Source organism: Roseovarius pelagicus, assembly GCF_025639885.1.
GTDB lineage: Bacteria > Pseudomonadota > Alphaproteobacteria > Rhodobacterales > Rhodobacteraceae > Roseovarius > Roseovarius pelagicus.
Map to the genome: position 1 here is coordinate 99,288 of NZ_CP106737.1, position 14,953 is coordinate 114,240.

Sequence of the window (14,953 nt, forward strand, 5' to 3'; positions counted from 1 at the left end):
CAACTGACCGCCGCTAGGCGTATCGAACGGGTTGCACGCCATCATCAAACTGGACGTGCCTCGATCGAAATGCCGTGCCTTCGACCACTTCGGGCCGGCTGATCCGGTCCATGCGGAAATGCCGAAAATCCTCGCGCATCGGATCCCAGGCGACCAGATACCACAGTGGCGGTAAGATCAGCACGGCCTGCGGCTCGACCTGCCTCTCGGTCTCGGTCCCTTTGGCGTCGCGATAGCGGAACCTCAGGCACAAGCGCTCGAGAAACGACTGCTCGAATGCGGGCAACAGGGCGGCCTCCATATCTCCAAGGTTCGACGTGTCGACTTGGGGCGCCAAGGGCCCGACGTAGAGGCAGTCGAGCAGGCGGCGCAGATCGCGGAGCTTGTCGGATGGCAAGGCCTTCTCGATCTTGGCAAGCCCGGCATCGGCAAGGCTTGAGAACGGAAGTGTCCGGGCGGCGCGCATGCTTGAGACGCCGATGATGAGCGCGAAGACCTCGGTGACCGACATACGCACTGTCGCCTGCACGGATCCCGGATCCAGGGACAAGCCCCCGCCACGGCCTTGTTCGGCGTGGATTACGTAGCCCTCGTCGCGCAGCGCCGACAGGTCTCGGATGATCGTGCTGCGCGACGCACTGAACTCTCGGACCAGCGCGTCGATTGTGCTCGTGCCGGTACGGCGCAGGGTCCGCACGATGGCGTCTTGTCGGCTACGGCTCTTCATGGAGGCTTAATACCATACAAAGGTATCAGGATTTGAAACCTTTTTGAGATAGGCGAGCGTCGAAGCAATTAAAAAAGAATAAACTGCCATGAACCGAAACGCTGATTTCCCCGCGCCTACGCTCATTTCGCTGGGCAATTCCCACCTCGAGGTCTTCGAGGCCGGTCGAGAGAATCGAGGAAACCCAATCCTGCTATGCCACGGATGGCCCGAGCTTGCCTATTCGTGGCGCCACCAGATACCTGCGCTGGCGGCGGCGGGCTACCACGTCATCGTTCCAAACCAGAGGGGCTACGGGAACTCGTCACGCCCGGCCAAGGTGGAAGACTACGACATCGCACATCTGACGGGCGATCTCGCAGCGCTTCTCGACCACTTCGGGTACGAAGCGGCCACCTTCGTTGGTCATGACTGGGGCGCAAACGTCGTCTGGAGCATGGCGCTCCTGCATCCGGCTCGTGTGACCCGGATCATCAACTTGGCGCTGCCCTACCAGCCTCGCACCCCAGTCCCATGGATCGAGTTCATGGAAAGCGTATTCGGGCCCAACAACTATTTCGTCCACTTCAACCGTCAGCCCGGTGTCGCAGACGCTGTGCTGGATGCCCACACCGATTGCTTCCTGCGCAACCTGTTCCGCAAGAACCAGCCGCCTGCGCCGCCCGAGCCGGGCATGATGATCAACCTCGCCACGGCCGCAGCGCCCGCAGGTGATCCCGTGATGAGCGACGCGGATCTTGCCGTCTTCATCGCGGCCTTCGAGCAAACCGGGTTCACGGCAAGCATCAATTGGTACAGGAACATGGATCGCAACTGGCACATTCTGGCGGAAGTGGACCCCATCGTCCGGCAGCCGGCTCTCATGATCTACGGAGCGCATGACATGATCCCACCATCCGAGAACCTCGCGGATTTCGTCCCGAATGTGGAGGTGCTCAGCCTCGATAGCGGCCACTGGATCCAGCAGGAGAAGCCCGAGGAAACCACTCGGGCGATCCTGGACTGGCTTGCGGTTCGGCAGACGGCCTAGGCGGCGGTCACGGTCCATCGGCGGGCGCGAACGCAAACCGTTCGCGCCTTGCCGTGCCCGTGATAAGGTTGAGGGATATTCGACCCGCAAGGGGCGCTCACGCGAGGAACGACCGAGAAGAATGGACAAGCTTTCCGTCATGCAAGCCTTTCGCCGCATCGTCGATCGCGGCAGTTTTGCGCGTGCGGCGGAGGATCTCGGTGTGTCACCGGCGCTTCTGAGCCGCGAGATCAAGCTGCTCGAAGAGAGTCTTGGCACGACGCTGCTCACCCGCACGACCCGCTCCATGTCGCTCACTGATGCCGGGCGGCTCTACTATGACGAGGCGACTGGCATTCTGGATGCCGTGGCGCAAGTCGAGACACGCATCCGCGATGGTGCCGGGGCCGTGCGCGGTCACCTGAAGGTCAACGCCTCCAACTCGTTCGGGCAGACAGTGATCGCACCGATCCTGCCAACGTTTCTCGACGCCTATCCCGATCTGCGTCTGACAGTGTCCATGGACGACCGGGTAGTGGACATGGTCGAGGGCGGGTTCGACGTCTCGATCCGCATTCGGCCTGCCATGCCGGACTCGGCGCTGGTGGCGCGCAGGATCGGGACGATGCGGCAGCGGATTTTCGCGGCACCCGCCTATTTGGAAAAGGCGGGCGTGCCGGTTGTCCCGCAGGACATCGCCCGGCACCGGGTGACCGGATTCCTGCTTGCGGACCACCTGACCTCATGGGCGCTGACTGGCCCTTCCGGTACGGTCACAATCGACCTCGATCCGCCGGTTCGTGTCGGCAACAGCCTCGTTCTGCGCGACCTCCTGATCGCGGGACAGGGCATCGGCACCTTGCCGGACTTCGTCTCGAACGAGGCCGAGGCACGTGGTGAACTGGTGCGCGTTCTGCCCGACTGGGAGCTTCCCGCGCCGGAGATCTTCGCCGTGACGGCCTCGCGGCTGGGGATGGACGCGAAGGTCACGGCCTTCCTCGACCACCTGCGCACGGCGCTCCGGTCCTGACATTCTTCAACCTGCGTAAAGAATGAAGTGACAGTCAGCGGGTTATTCCGGCCCGACCGATCCCCCATCCTCTCAGGCATCGAAACCCAATGCACTGAGAGGATCCCATGACCCGCGTTCTTGTTCTTTACTATTCCAGCTATGGCCATGTCCGCGCCCTTGCGCAGGCCGAAGTCGAAGGCGCACGCAGCGTGCCCGGTACCCATGTCGACATGCGTCGCGTGCCTGAAACCGTCCCCGAAGAGATCCGTCAAAAGGTCGGCTTTGTCCAAGATGATACGCCCGAGGCCGCGCCGGCCGATCTGGAGGCGTATGACGCCATCATCTTCGGCACGCCCACACTGTTCGGCATGATGGCCGGGCAGATGAAATCCTTCCTCGATCAAGCTGGGGGCCTCTGGGCGCGGAACGCGCTGGTCGGCAAGGTCGCAGCCGTCTTCGCCTCGACCGGCTCGCAGCATGGCGGGCACGAGGCGACGCTGTTGTCCACTCAGATCCCGCTCCAGCATTTCGGGATGCTAATTGCCGGCATGCCCTACACCTTCGCCGGTCAGACGACGGCCGAAGGAATCGTCGGCGGTGCGCCTTATGGCGCGGGCACCATTGCAGGCGCCGACGGGTCGCGCGCACCGACAGAGACCGACCTCGCCGGCGCGCGTTTTCAGGGTGCGCATGTCGCGCGGATCGCGGCGCGGCTGGCTGGCACCAACCTGTCAGAGGAGGCCGCGTGATGCCTGCACTGACCATCGACTTTTTCCACGATGTCGTCTGTTGCTGGTGTTTCAACATCTCGTCGCGGATGCGGGCGCTTGCCGCCGAATTCGAACTCGACATCACGCACCGCACCTTCGTCCTGCAAGCCAGCCGCGCCGAGATGGCCACCCGCTGGGGCACGCCCGAGGATGCCCGCGAGACCATCCTCGGGCACTGGGCGGTCTGCCGCGAGGTCAGCGACCGGCCAGAACGCGTTGATATCGACGCGATGCGGGCCGCGTCCTTCGATTATCCGCATGGCATGACAGCAGCGCTGGGATGCAAGGCGGCCGAGCGGCTCGGCGGACAGGCTGCCCACTGGGACATGTTCGACCGCCTGCAGTGCGCGCATCTGACGGAGGCGCGGAACGTCGCCGATCCGGCAACGGTGCTGCACGCCGCCCGGGACCTTGGTTTCGAGGGCGCCGCCTTCACTGATATTTTTGAAGACCAGAGAACCCTACGTGCCGTCGAGACCGACCGGCAACACGCCCGAAACCTCCAGGTCCGGTCCATTCCAACCCTTATCGTCCGCGAGACAGGTTCCCGCCTCGTCAACGGACCGCGCGAAGATCTGGCCGCACAACTGCGCGCCGCCCTCCGCCTTGTCGCCTGATAGGAATACCCATGCTGATTTCGTTCTTTTGTAACGGTTTCCGGCACCGCCTGCGTCTTCTGCACGGTGTGCCGCGCGACCTATCCCCGAAAATGATGCGGGACATTGGCCTCGAGCCTTGGCCAGAACGTCCGCACATTTCCTCTTACCCGCTCTGGTGAGCCCGTTCTGGAGACATGACCCATGTCACGCACAACTGATATTCTTCTCACGGCGCTTGCCCCGGCAATCTGGGGCAGCACCTATCTTGTCACGACCGAGGCGCTGCCTGCGGGGTATCCCGTCACCCTTGCAGCGCTTCGGGCCTTGCCTGCGGGACTGCTGCTGCTTGCTGTCACGCGGTGTCTGCCTCCCCGTGCCTGGCTTGGTCGGGTCTTCCTGCTCGGCAGTCTTAACTTCGCGCTGTTCTGGACGCTTCTGTTCGTGGCCGCCTATAGGCTGCCCGGCGGTGTCGCGGCGACACTGGGGTCGCTGCAGGCCATGATGGTGATCGTTCTGGCCCGTGGGTGGCTTGGTACGCCGGTCCGGGCGGGTGCGGTTGCCGCGGCGGCCACCGGCGTTCTGGGCGTGGCGCTTCTGCTGATCTCGCCCAAGGCCGGCTTCGATCCCGTCGGCATCGCCGCCGGCCTTGGTGGCGCCGCGTCGATGGCGGCGGGCACAGTCCTCAGCCGGAAATGGCAACCGCCCGTTTCGGCGCTCAGCTTCACCGCGTGGCAGCTCACTGCGGGGGGTTTGATCCTGTTTCCTCTGGCGCTGATCATGGAACCCGCGCTGCCGCCGCTTACAGCGACGAACCTGGCGGCGCTTGTCTGGCTCGGGATCATCGGTGCTGCGGCCACCTATGCGCTCTGGTTCCGGGGCGTCGCCCGGATCGAGCCTGGCGCGGTCTCGATTTTGGGTATGATGAGTCCGGTGACGGCCGTGCTGCTGGGTTGGGTAGTTCTGGGGCAGTCACTGTCACAGCTGCAGGGGCTCGGCGCGCTGATAGTCCTTGGCTCGGTCTGGACAGGTCAACGAGCGAACCGCCCAACGACACCAGCACCGGCAAGGCCAGAGGTGAATTCTGAACTGGCGGGCGGAACAATCTTGAACCGCACCGGTGCGGTTCCGGCAATATCCGGCGCGCAACCGTTCCGGTACGTCATTGGCAACCGTACCGAAAGGAGGCCCAGATGACCGTTCCCGCACTGACGCCCGCGTTTGCCCGCCAAGCCCGGCTTGCCGGCCTGTTGTACCTGGTGATCATCGTCGCGGGCCTTGGGGCCGAGCTGGCCCTGCGTGGCCCGTTGATCGACCTTGGCGATGCGGCGGGCACCGCGGCGGCGATCCTGGCCGCCCCGGGGCAGTTCCGGCTGGCCATCGCCGCCGATCTGGTGATGGCGCTTTGCGATGCCGGACTCGCCATACTGCTTTATCTGATCTTTCGGGCCGCGTCGCCGGGGCTTGCCCTGTCCGCGATGGTGTTCCGACTGATCCAGACCGTGCTGATCGCCGCGAACCTCATGGTCCTGCAAGCCGCGTGGCTTCTGATTTCTGGCCCCAACGAGCTTGCCGATGCCAACGAGCTTGCGCTGATGTTCCTCGATCTGCACGGTCATGGCTATGATCTCGGCCTCTTTTTCTTTGGCGTCAACAGCTTGATCATGGGTCTGCTTGTCTGGCGATCAGGTCATTTTGCGAAGGTCTTCGGGGGCGGCCTGGCGATCGCCGGACTCGTTTATATAATCGGCAGCGGACTGCGCTTCTTTTCCCCTGAATGGTCCCAGGCATTCTTACCGGCGTATCTACTGACGATCCTCGCTGAGACGGCGTTCTGCGTCCGGCTGCTTTTGCAAAGGAACCCAGTCTAACATGGACCAGGTTGAAAAGGTCGTTTCAAGAGATGTCCGGATCGAATGCGCCGCCGATCAACAGATGCGTGCCCTTGCGCCCGTGTCGGAGATTTCGGAACAGCCGGTTTCGGCTTGTCACGATCAACCAAGAGAGGATTCATGTCTCAACGAAGTTTCACTATCCGCGCCCTAGGCGAAATCGCCCTCCGGTGCATCGATCTTGAGTCAATGGTCACATTCTATCGCGATGTCATCGGGCTTGAACCGCTCAACGATGCGAACAACGGCTGTATCGTATTCCTTCGCATCGCCGAGGGCTTTGGTGGCCACACCGCAGTGTTGGCCTTGTTTCGTAACGACACCGAAGGCGCAGGCCAGACGCGGGCCGGTGAGGTGGCCCCTGCGACGGGTCCAGGCTCGTCGCTTCATGACATTGCATTCAGCCTGCCTTGGGAGGAGCAGGACGCTGTCATCGCATGGTATGAGACGCTCGGTCGGGAATACCACGTCGAAACTTTCGATTGGGAAGGTTGGCGCGGAGTCTTCACCTTCGACCCAGATGGCAACACCGTTGAACTTGTTGCCAAAGATCCGGGCTGGGCCGCTCGTTCAAGTGCGGCGCCACAATCGGTGAGCCGTTGAGCAGCAGTATGATACCAAGCAAGAAGTGCGGCGGCATGATCTGTCAAAGCCTTGGCGGCCGAGGCCAACACTTTGGCATCAGATCCCGCTATGGGCTAATCCTGAAATCTTTTCACCCGCAATGAGGGAGCCATAACAATGTTGTCAAAATCTCCGACGCTGCACATGCTGTGCGGTAAGATCGCATCTGGGAAGTCCACCATGGCGGCCCAGCTTGAGGCCACGCCCGGAACGGTTCTTATCGCTGAGGACTCCTGGCTCAATGCGCTCTTCGCAGATGAGCTGCATTCGCTGAAGGATTACGTGCGGTGCTCATCGAAGCTCCAAAGTGTCATGGGGCCTCATGTGGTCGCCTTGCTGAACGCGGGTGTGTCGGTCGTCCTCGACTTCCCGGCAAACACCGTCGCGCAACGCGCCTGGATGAGGGAGATCATCGCCAGCACTGAGGCTGCCCACCAGCTTCATGTGTTTGACGTGCCAGATGACGTCTGCTTGGCTCGGCTGCGCGCGCGCAACGCGGCGGGAGACCATCCTTTCGCGGTCACGGAGGCACAGTTCCACCAGTTTTCCAGTCACTTCGCATCGCCGACCGCTGAAGAAGGCTTTGATCTCGTGGTGCATGGCGAAGCACTCGATCAGGTGCAGGAGACCTAAAAATCAGACCAGAAGCCGTGCAGAATACGCACCCTCAAAATCAATTGGTCGCAAACTATCTGCGCGTTGCGCGGAAATCATCTTGCTCGCGGGTGTTCGCGGCTTCATCGCCATTCCCCACTAGTGTTTCCTGAGCCGCCTGGTGAGGCCGGACTACCCACATGCCCGCACCTGCGCCCGCATCACCGCGTAGTCGCCTGCACGTCAACCTTGGACTGAGCCTTGCGGCCTCCCCCGCTCGGCTTCGCGTGTCGCAGGGGAGAACGGCCCTTCGGTCCGTCGCGCATTCGGCCATGCGGCCTCACCGCGGCGTCGCACCTGGCATCCCGGTTTGCCCGCCTCGCGAGCACGTCCCTCCCTGGCCGCTCCGCCGGATTGCGCTCTGGTCTGTTTTGCGGGGCAAAACGATCCCGCCGCTTCATCCGTCTCCCGCGTCCGGTCGGGCCGTTTGCCTGCTCGGGTCGGGCAAACCTACCGTCAAAACACACACACACATGAGCGTGGAAGCATATCCTCCGGATGGCCCCCAAATCAGCCCGCGTCAAGGATCGCAAAACTTTTCGGCGAGGGCGCGGCCCGTGGCGCGGGGCGGTCCCATACGTGAGCGCGCGCATGTGTCGGGAGCTGCGCGCAGAAAACTTTTGCGCCCGGCAAGCCGGCGGCTGCGCCGTCCCTGACCCGGGCAGATTCGGAAACCAGGCATTCGGCCATGCCCCCACACTCACGTGGTGGCCTAGGAACCGAATACTGGAGACCAGACATGGCTTACGACAATGCAAACACCTACGAGACCATCGAACTTTTCGGACTGACCGAGAAGGACGCACAGCTCCCGATCCCGGAAGATCACGTCCTGACCGACCACATCATCCGCGAAAGCTTCGAGGCTCTGCTCGGTCCGCTGCGTGGGACCGGACTCGAGGCGGAAATCGAACCGCTGGCCCATGGGCTCGCCACGATCCTGCAGCGCCGCAAGGTGGCGCTTGGCAAGGAGGTCGACCGCACCGCCGACAAGATCGGTGCGCTGGCAAAATCTCACGACGGATCAGAGATCGCCGAGACCGCGCTCGAAGAAGCGCAGGCGCGCTTTCTGCAGCTGCGCGAGATTGTCAGCGCCATCGAGGTGATGAGCGAGGCAGCGGCGGAATGCTACGAGATCGAGACGGGCCACGCCTTCATCCCGGCAGCCGGGTCGCGCGCAAGCGTCCGGGCGCAAGAGACCGGCGCGGTTTTCGAGGCGCGGCAACTGCTGGAGCAGCACGACCGGGAGACGGCGGCGAAGTCGAAAGTCGAGGGGGTGCCCCTGATCGTCTCGGGTGCCACCGACTGGACAGATGTCGATGTGATCTTCAACACGCTCGACAAGGTTCGCGAGCGGATCAAGCAGAACCGCAACCAGGAGATCTTCCTCTGCCACAAGGGTGGCAAGCACGGGGCGGAGATGATTGCGGCTCGGTGGGCCCGGGCACGCGGGATAGCACAGGCGCGCTTCGATCCGCGCTGGTCCGCGCACGGGCGGGCGGCACCGTTCAAGTGCAACGACGAAATGCTGGACGACAAGTTCGCGGCGACAGGCGTTGTTCTCTTCGGCGGCAACGGGGTCGCGCTGAACCTCGGGCAGAAGGCAGAAGCGAAAGGCCTGACGGTCATGCGGGTTGCGGACCCGGCGAAGAAGGCGTCGCAGGAGTGAAGAGAGGGGGTCGCGCTTGGCGCGGCCCTTTCGTCATGTCTCACGGGGCGTGGTAATGCCCTCAGATTATCGTGCCTAGCAATTTTCTATTTTGATAGGTAGACGTGTGCCAAGCAAAACTTGGAAATGATTGGCATGACCCCACTCAGCAGCATTGCAATGAGCGCCTACACCGATCTGGTGCGGCTCCTTAAGGACGACGCCTTGTCCGGTGTCGAAGGCAAACCAACGTTGAAGGAGCGTGGCGACAAGGCCTATTGGTACGCCGCGCGACGCGTCGGAACGGAGATGCGGTTCGTCTATATCGGCGAGGACAGCGCAGAGACGCGTGCACGCATCGACCGGATCGAGGAGCTGCGCGCGACCGCCAAGGATCGGCAGGCGGAACGGTCGCGGCTCGTTCGGCTCTTGCGCGCCGAAGGCATGACGCCCACCGACCGGGCGACCGGTTCCATACTGTCGGCCATGGCCGCAGCCGGGACCTTCCGGTTGGGCGGCACCATCGTCGGGACGAATGCGTTCCGGCTCTTTGAAGGCGAGCTTGGTATTCGCCTTCCCCTGGGCGGCATGGCCAACACCGGCGATATCGACATTGCGCAATTCGAGAAGCTCAGCGTGGCGTTGCAGGATCAGGTTGACCCGAGTCTCGCCGAGACCTTCTCGGCGCTCAAGTTTGACCCTTTGCCAGCGCTTGACCAAGGTCGGACCTGGCGGTGGGCCCAGGGTGGCAGTGGCCAGCTGGTCGAGTTCCTCACACCGGCCTTCGGAGATGAGACCATCCGTGATTTGCCCGCCTTGGGCGTGAACGCCCAAGGATTGAACTACCTCAACTTCCTGATTGCCGAACCCATCTACGCCGCGGCCGTTTATCGATCCGGCATTCTCGTGCAGGTCCCTCGTCCAGAGCGCTATGCGATCCATAAGCTGATCATTGCCGATCGGCGACGAGACGGATCAGGCAGCCTCAAATCCGCAAAGGATCGCGAGCAGGCGGGCTTCCTGATTGAGGCGATGGCTGAGGATCGTCCCGATGAACTGTCCCATGCCTATGCCACTGCGCTGGAGGTTGGCCCCCGCTGGCGCGAGCACATCGGCAACACGCTGAAGCGGATGCCCGAGACCAAGGTGATGCTCGACAGCTTGGACGCGTGATCGCGGCAACGGGGTCGAGCTGAACCTCGGGCAGAAGGCGGAAGCGAAAGGTCTGACGGTCATGCGGGTTGCGGACCCGGCGAAGAAGGCGTCGCAGGATTGAAGAGAGAGGGTCGCGCTTGGCGCGGCCCTTTCGTCATGTCTCATGGCGCGTGCGATCGGTCACACTTGATCAGCAACTCGCGGCGGCCAGCACCGTCATCGCTCTACCCGGTCCGTCAGAGTTCGGCCCATCCGCATCGGTAGGGGCTGGGGATGGTGCGAACCTCGCACATCGTCAGCGGGGCAAGACGCGAGGGGTCGAGACGTCGCTTTTGAGGCTGAAGACTTGCGCGTCCCTCGGGTGGTGTTTCGGAACATCGTACCTGCGCGGGCGGGCTCCGTCAGCACCCCGGCCAGGCTTGGCGGGACTAAGACGCGGATCGTGGTGGCGGCGTGATGGCAGGGGTCATCCGGATCACTCCTTTTTGCTCATTGATGTGGATCGCACGGGGTCGGTCCAATCGTGCCCTCCGCTGACGCTTCGGCAAGCACAAATACGGCTTCCACGGCGGAGCCGCGGACCCTCCGCATTTGCGCTTGCGACCGGGCCTCTTGCCCCCGTGCCGGGTGATCCCCATCGCAACAAGGAGTAACCCAAATGACCAACCACTACGTCGCCACCGTCCCCGTCAAGTTCACCGATACCGATGGCCAGGAGCGCACCCGTTTTCAGCGCGTGGGCGCGATGTTCCGCAACACCCGCAACGGGGATGGATCGGAGTTCTTCAGCCTCAAGCTCGACTTTCCCGTCGCGGTCTCGGAGCTGGTGATGTTCCCGCCGAGCGCCAAGGATCCCCAGGACTGAATCCCCTGACGAAGATGGGTCGCCCCGAGACGAACTCGAGGCGGCCCGATCCCTGTTCCAGGGATGCCGGGTCCGGCGGTCAGATCGCCCGAGGCGACCTCACGAAGCTGCCGGTCGCTGCGCATTCAACGGACGCACTACCCCCCGGAATGATCAGGCCGCGACAGACCGGCCAGTCAGCCTCAAGGGGGCCATCCACAAAAACCTATCGGCTAGGGCCTCCCGGTTTTTGCGGCAGAGATTTGGGGACCCAAATCTGGCCCTCCTTGACCCTGCCTGTCCGCCCTGTCGGAGGGGTTTGCGCCCGCCCGCGGTTCCGTCCGAACACGTGGCGTTCGGCCAGATCCTCGGGCGGTGTTGGGGAAGGGGACCCATTGGACAGGTGGGGTTCTTGATGGCGAGGGGACAGGCCCGCGTCCCTACGGGCCGCGGGGGAAGCGGACACCAAGGCTGCCTGAGACTGAAGGCGACGTAAGTATATAATTGACAGCGTGATATATTATCGTAAGGTGGGAGCAGCCTTGGTGGAAGGTGGCAGGAAATAGGGGGTCTTTCTTCGCATGTCTCGCTCAAAACGCCTCATCGATGCGGAGCGCATGGAGATCGTTCGCGAAGCTGCGGAAGGCGTTTCCACTTCAGTGTTGGCGGAACGGTTTGGCGTGTCGGTGCGGGCGATCCAGTACACGCTCAAAGCTGATGCCGAGCGCCAGGCCGATGCCGCTATTCCGGTCTCCGCTGTCAGTGTGAAGGTCACCGCCGCGGAGCTTGAGGCGCTCGACGAGGTGCTGGCGAAGGCGGGGATCGAGAGCCGGGCCGAGGGGCTGCGACGGCTGATCCAGGCGTCGGGCGGCGTGTTTGTCCCGGACGCGCAGTTGGCGGCCGAGATGGCGCGTTACCGCGCCTCTCTGCACGAGGTCGGCAATGGGGTCGCGCAGATCGCCAAGCAGATGACGCAGGCCAACAGGCGGGGGCAGGGGGCCGTGGGGGGCACGAGTGCCGAGTTCACCGAATTGCGCCTTGCGCAGATGCGCGGGCTGGCGCGGTTCATCCTGGATTCTGCTGACGAGATCGATCTGCTTCTGCGCCGCCGTCGGGACGCAATGCAGCTGCAGGCCACGGCCGCGCTGAGGGAGTTTGCGCATGCGGCTGAATGATGCCGTCCATGCCGTCACGGGCGAGGTCTTCCGGGATGGCTGGAGCCGCGTCCGGGGCTCGATGCAGGGGCTGCATGTCGCCAAGCAGACCCAGCTTACGCGCGCGGCAGCAGGGCATCGGCCAGCGGTCTTCAAGGCGATCCGGGGCGGGGGCACGCATACCAAATCGCAGCTCGCAAACCAGCTCGATTACCTCACAACCAAGTCCACCCATATCGTGGACAGTAGCGGGTTCCTGGATGGCAAGGCGAAGCTCGAGGCGGGTGATATCAAGGACCTGACCGAGCGCTTTGCCAAGCGGTGGGATGCGGGCTTCAAGCCCAAGCTCGGACAGACCACCCACATGCTCATGTCCTTCCCCGTGGGCAAGAAAACGCCGAGGACCGCGAGTGTGGCGATGACCACACCAAGAGGTCCGGTCAGCGCATCGACAATGCCTTGCAATAAGCTCTGGATCGGGGAAAGATCGATGCTCTGTGCGAGGGCGGGCTCGGCAATCAGCAGGAATAGCGCCAGCGAGGCGACAAAGAGGTTTGAAATCTGTCTCATGAATTTGATCCTTCCAATCGGGCCACGACAGCCATGACGCGGGCCACGTGGTTCTGGGTTTCTCGGTAAGGGGGGATGCCACCGTACTGGCGGACCGCATCCGGTCCGGCGTTGTAGGCTGCCAGCGCCAGGCGCGGATCGCCAAAAGTTTCCAGCATCATCGCGAGGTAGCGGGCGGAGCCGTCGAGGTTCTGAAGCGGATCACGCGGGTCAACACTGAGGTCACGCGCGGTCGCAGGCATCAACTGCCCGAGGCCAATCGCTCCCGCGCTCGAGACCGCATCCTGGCGATAGGCGCTCTCGACTTCAATATTGGCGCGGTAGAGGGTCAGCCAGTCTCGGACAGAGAGCGACGTGCGGCGCAGTCCGGGATGACCAGCGTAGCGAAGGGCGGTGGCTTCGATGGCAGCGAGAACGCCAGCTGGGGGCAGGGGAGCGGGCCGCGATGCGGCTGCCAATTGGATTTCGTCTGGCCCAAGGTCAGTCTCGCCGAGGATCGCCAACTCATCAGCAGCGGACCCCTGGCCGATGCCGTCATTGTAGTTGCGCGCAAAGCTATTTTGGGATTGGGAAGGCGTCAGAGAGCCATCGCTCTCCATGACCAGCACCATCTGGGCAGAGGCAGAGCCCGTAAGGAACCAAGCAAGGAGAAGGCTACTTGCTGCCGCCCTTGTCGGTCGCAGCCAGTTTGTGTGTCGTCCGCTGGCCTTCTTCGAGCGGGACATCGGCATGGGAGAAGCCGATACCGATGAGGAAGGAAACCACGCCCGTGATGGTCTTGAATTCGCGGATCTTGATGTCGTTATAGGTCGTCCGGGTGCGGGCAGTGACCAGCAACTTTTCCACGCCAACGTCAGAGACGACGCGCATGATCCAGACCCCGTAATAACTCGGGCCCTTCTTGTGTGCCGACTCCTGGCACAGGATTTCAGCGCTATAGCCGCTTTCCACGAGTTCGCGGAAACGTGCTTCCGTAACCACATTTGGTGCTTCGATGTCCCCGTTCATGGCCCGGCTCACGCTTTCTCCAAAGACGCAACGCCCGGGCATTCTCACTTGAAGCCCAGAGTTACGATAGTATAATATCAACCGCAAGATGTAATATCACGGTTTAGCTGTAGTTTAGTTACTCAAACATTAGTCATGGCCAGTGCCCACGATCAAGGAGATAACAGGTTTGAGAAACCCAAGGTTGATAGGTCTGCTCCCACTACAATCTATGGCCCTTCTGGTCTGTGTTCCCGAGCCGGGTTTGGCGGAATCCTGCTTCGCGCCGCCCCGTCCCTTCCTGCCAAGCGATTCGCAGGCGGCGCGGGACTATTCGGGCATCATCCGTGGCGATTTCGAAGATTACATCCAGGATATGCAGAGCTACTTCCGCTGCCTCGAGCAGGAGCGTGCCCGTGCCTTCGAGGAAGCGCGCGAAGTCAGTGAAGACTATGGCTGGTTTCTGCAATTGGTAGGGGATTGATGGGCAACTTTGGGAGCATCAAACTTGCAGACCATGGAAACCCGACGCCGATAACATCCTCGAGTATCTACTTTTTAGATAACAGATATCATCAGCTAGCGACGTCACAAAAGGTATGTGACGCGTGGCAAAAACAATCAGAAGCACGGGACATGTGGCACTCTGCCAGGTTTTGGTCGACGCCCGAAACAAGGCGGGCCTCGGTCAGAAAGACTTGGCGGACAGGCTCAGATGCCATCAGTCTCTTATTGCCCGTGTTGAGAGCGGCCAGCGCCGGGTCGACGTCGTCGAATTGGTCGTTCTGGCTCGCGCCATCGGCTTTGACCCGTTCGAGGCTCTGGCGATCGTCGAAGCCGCCACGGAGCCCGACCACAGGATTTGAGCCATTTCATCAATCGAGACCACGGGAGCTGACTTCTCCCAGTGTGAATTCGTTACCGCGAGGAAGAACAGTAACCGATAGTAACGAGGCCCGGCATACGGTTGCAGCAAACGCTTTGGGATTTGAGCTGCCATCCGCAATGCCAAATTGCAGGAAGTCAGTAAAAAGTGAGTGAAGATAAGATCGAAGGCGTCGCGATCGCAAATCTGATTGGGACGGATGAGCGCAGTATTGTCGGCTGGGTGTATCGTTGGAATACGGGGGCTTTGGCGGTGCGGTGGGATATTGACGGCCCGCAGCGGGTTTTAGAGTGCCGACCTGACCTCAGTGACGCTGAAAAGCGAGAAATCGACTTCGGTGGATTGACCCAAATTCCGACGCTCGACAGCTGGCAAGATCAGTTATAACAGGTCGAAGCCAATCGAGGGTATCTTTTCATAAAGCG

At 62.2% G+C, this 14,953-nt stretch carries 18 protein-coding genes and 2 pseudogenes; 16 read left to right on the forward strand and 4 right to left on the reverse strand.

The window, feature by feature from the left end; genetic code table 11:
- Window positions 1–13: 13 nt before the first annotated feature.
- Window positions 14–727 (reverse strand): helix-turn-helix transcriptional regulator, encoded by a 714-nt coding sequence (locus tag N7U68_RS00465; RefSeq protein ID WP_263046761.1) that lies wholly within the window; start codon window positions 725–727, stop codon window positions 14–16.
- An 88-nt stretch (window positions 728–815) separates the two neighbouring features.
- Here N7U68_RS00465 and N7U68_RS00470 point away from each other — a divergent pair, with 88 nt between their 5' ends.
- From N7U68_RS00470 to N7U68_RS00525, 13 genes and pseudogenes are all read left to right on the forward strand, one after another.
- A complete protein-coding gene (locus tag N7U68_RS00470) occupies window positions 816–1,757 on the forward strand; it encodes an alpha/beta fold hydrolase (protein WP_263046762.1) in 942 nt (313 codons plus the stop codon).
- Between the two features lie 121 nt (window positions 1,758–1,878).
- A complete protein-coding gene (locus tag N7U68_RS00475) occupies window positions 1,879–2,766 on the forward strand; it encodes a LysR family transcriptional regulator (RefSeq protein WP_263046763.1) in 888 nt (295 codons plus the stop codon).
- A 107-nt stretch (window positions 2,767–2,873) separates the two neighbouring features.
- Window positions 2,874–3,497, forward strand: coding sequence for an NAD(P)H:quinone oxidoreductase (gene wrbA / locus N7U68_RS00480; protein ID WP_263046764.1), 624 nt, complete (start codon window positions 2,874–2,876; stop codon window positions 3,495–3,497).
- Window positions 3,497–4,135 (forward strand): DsbA family oxidoreductase, encoded by a 639-nt coding sequence (locus tag N7U68_RS00485; RefSeq protein WP_263046765.1) that lies wholly within the window; start codon window positions 3,497–3,499, stop codon window positions 4,133–4,135. Before wrbA ends, N7U68_RS00485 begins: the two co-directional genes overlap by 1 nt.
- A gap of 183 nt (window positions 4,136–4,318) precedes the next feature.
- Window positions 4,319–5,311: an EamA family transporter gene (locus N7U68_RS00490; protein ID WP_263046766.1), complete on the forward strand. Its 993-nt coding sequence runs from the start codon at window positions 4,319–4,321 to the stop codon at window positions 5,309–5,311.
- Window positions 5,308–5,985: a DUF4386 domain-containing protein gene (locus N7U68_RS00495; RefSeq protein WP_263046767.1), complete on the forward strand. Its 678-nt coding sequence runs from the start codon at window positions 5,308–5,310 to the stop codon at window positions 5,983–5,985. The genes N7U68_RS00490 and N7U68_RS00495 overlap by 4 nt, the downstream gene beginning before the upstream one ends.
- A 141-nt stretch (window positions 5,986–6,126) precedes the next feature.
- Window positions 6,127–6,609, forward strand: coding sequence for a VOC family protein (locus tag N7U68_RS00500; RefSeq protein ID WP_263046768.1), 483 nt, complete (start codon window positions 6,127–6,129; stop codon window positions 6,607–6,609).
- 138 nt (window positions 6,610–6,747) lie between these two features.
- The gene (locus N7U68_RS00505) at window positions 6,748–7,263 is read left to right on the forward strand and encodes a P-loop nucleotide/nucleoside kinase family protein (protein WP_263046769.1); all 516 of its coding nucleotides are present in this window, start codon (window positions 6,748–6,750) and stop codon (window positions 7,261–7,263) included.
- A gap of 760 nt (window positions 7,264–8,023) precedes the next feature.
- Window positions 8,024–8,953 (forward strand): DUF2493 domain-containing protein, encoded by a 930-nt coding sequence (locus N7U68_RS00510; protein WP_263046770.1) that lies wholly within the window; start codon window positions 8,024–8,026, stop codon window positions 8,951–8,953.
- 135 nt (window positions 8,954–9,088) lie between these two features.
- On the forward strand, window positions 9,089–10,105 hold the full coding sequence (locus N7U68_RS00515; protein ID WP_263046771.1) for a nucleotidyltransferase family protein: 1,017 nt from the start codon (window positions 9,089–9,091) through the stop codon (window positions 10,103–10,105).
- A gap of 4 nt (window positions 10,106–10,109) precedes the next feature.
- A pseudogene (locus N7U68_RS20945) lies at window positions 10,110–10,208 on the forward strand (DUF2493 domain-containing protein); the annotation flags it as partial.
- A 537-nt stretch (window positions 10,209–10,745) separates the two neighbouring features.
- On the forward strand, window positions 10,746–10,952 hold the full coding sequence (locus N7U68_RS00520) for a hypothetical protein (protein WP_007120662.1): 207 nt from the start codon (window positions 10,746–10,748) through the stop codon (window positions 10,950–10,952).
- 560 nt (window positions 10,953–11,512) lie between these two features.
- A complete protein-coding gene (locus tag N7U68_RS00525; protein ID WP_263046772.1) occupies window positions 11,513–12,106 on the forward strand; it encodes a helix-turn-helix domain-containing protein in 594 nt (197 codons plus the stop codon).
- Between the two features lie 366 nt (window positions 12,107–12,472).
- On the opposite strand, the pseudogene N7U68_RS00530 reads toward N7U68_RS00525, so the two are convergent.
- From N7U68_RS00530 to N7U68_RS00540, 3 genes and pseudogenes are all read right to left on the reverse strand, one after another.
- A pseudogene (locus N7U68_RS00530) lies at window positions 12,473–12,655 on the reverse strand (TrbC/VirB2 family protein); the annotation flags it as partial.
- Window positions 12,652–13,266 carry a lytic transglycosylase domain-containing protein gene (locus N7U68_RS00535; protein ID WP_263046773.1) on the reverse strand — a complete coding sequence of 205 codons (615 nt, stop codon included), beginning with the start codon at window positions 13,264–13,266 and terminating at the stop codon, window positions 12,652–12,654. The pseudogene N7U68_RS00530 and the gene N7U68_RS00535, both read right to left, overlap by 4 nt.
- Before the next feature lie 43 nt (window positions 13,267–13,309).
- Complete coding sequence (locus N7U68_RS00540; RefSeq protein WP_165198404.1) at window positions 13,310–13,663, reverse strand: hypothetical protein; 354 nt, start codon at window positions 13,661–13,663, stop codon at window positions 13,310–13,312.
- A 211-nt stretch (window positions 13,664–13,874) separates the two neighbouring features.
- Here N7U68_RS00540 and N7U68_RS00545 point away from each other — a divergent pair, with 211 nt between their 5' ends.
- The 3 genes from N7U68_RS00545 to N7U68_RS00555 all read left to right on the forward strand — a co-directional run bounded on the left by N7U68_RS00545 (window position 13,875) and on the right by N7U68_RS00555 (window position 14,915).
- Complete coding sequence (locus N7U68_RS00545) at window positions 13,875–14,126, forward strand: hypothetical protein (RefSeq protein WP_165198453.1); 252 nt, start codon at window positions 13,875–13,877, stop codon at window positions 14,124–14,126.
- Between the two features lie 124 nt (window positions 14,127–14,250).
- Complete coding sequence (locus N7U68_RS00550; RefSeq protein ID WP_165198405.1) at window positions 14,251–14,508, forward strand: helix-turn-helix domain-containing protein; 258 nt, start codon at window positions 14,251–14,253, stop codon at window positions 14,506–14,508.
- 167 nt (window positions 14,509–14,675) lie between these two features.
- A complete protein-coding gene (locus N7U68_RS00555; protein WP_165198406.1) occupies window positions 14,676–14,915 on the forward strand; it encodes a hypothetical protein in 240 nt (79 codons plus the stop codon).
- Window positions 14,916–14,953 lie beyond the last annotated feature (38 nt).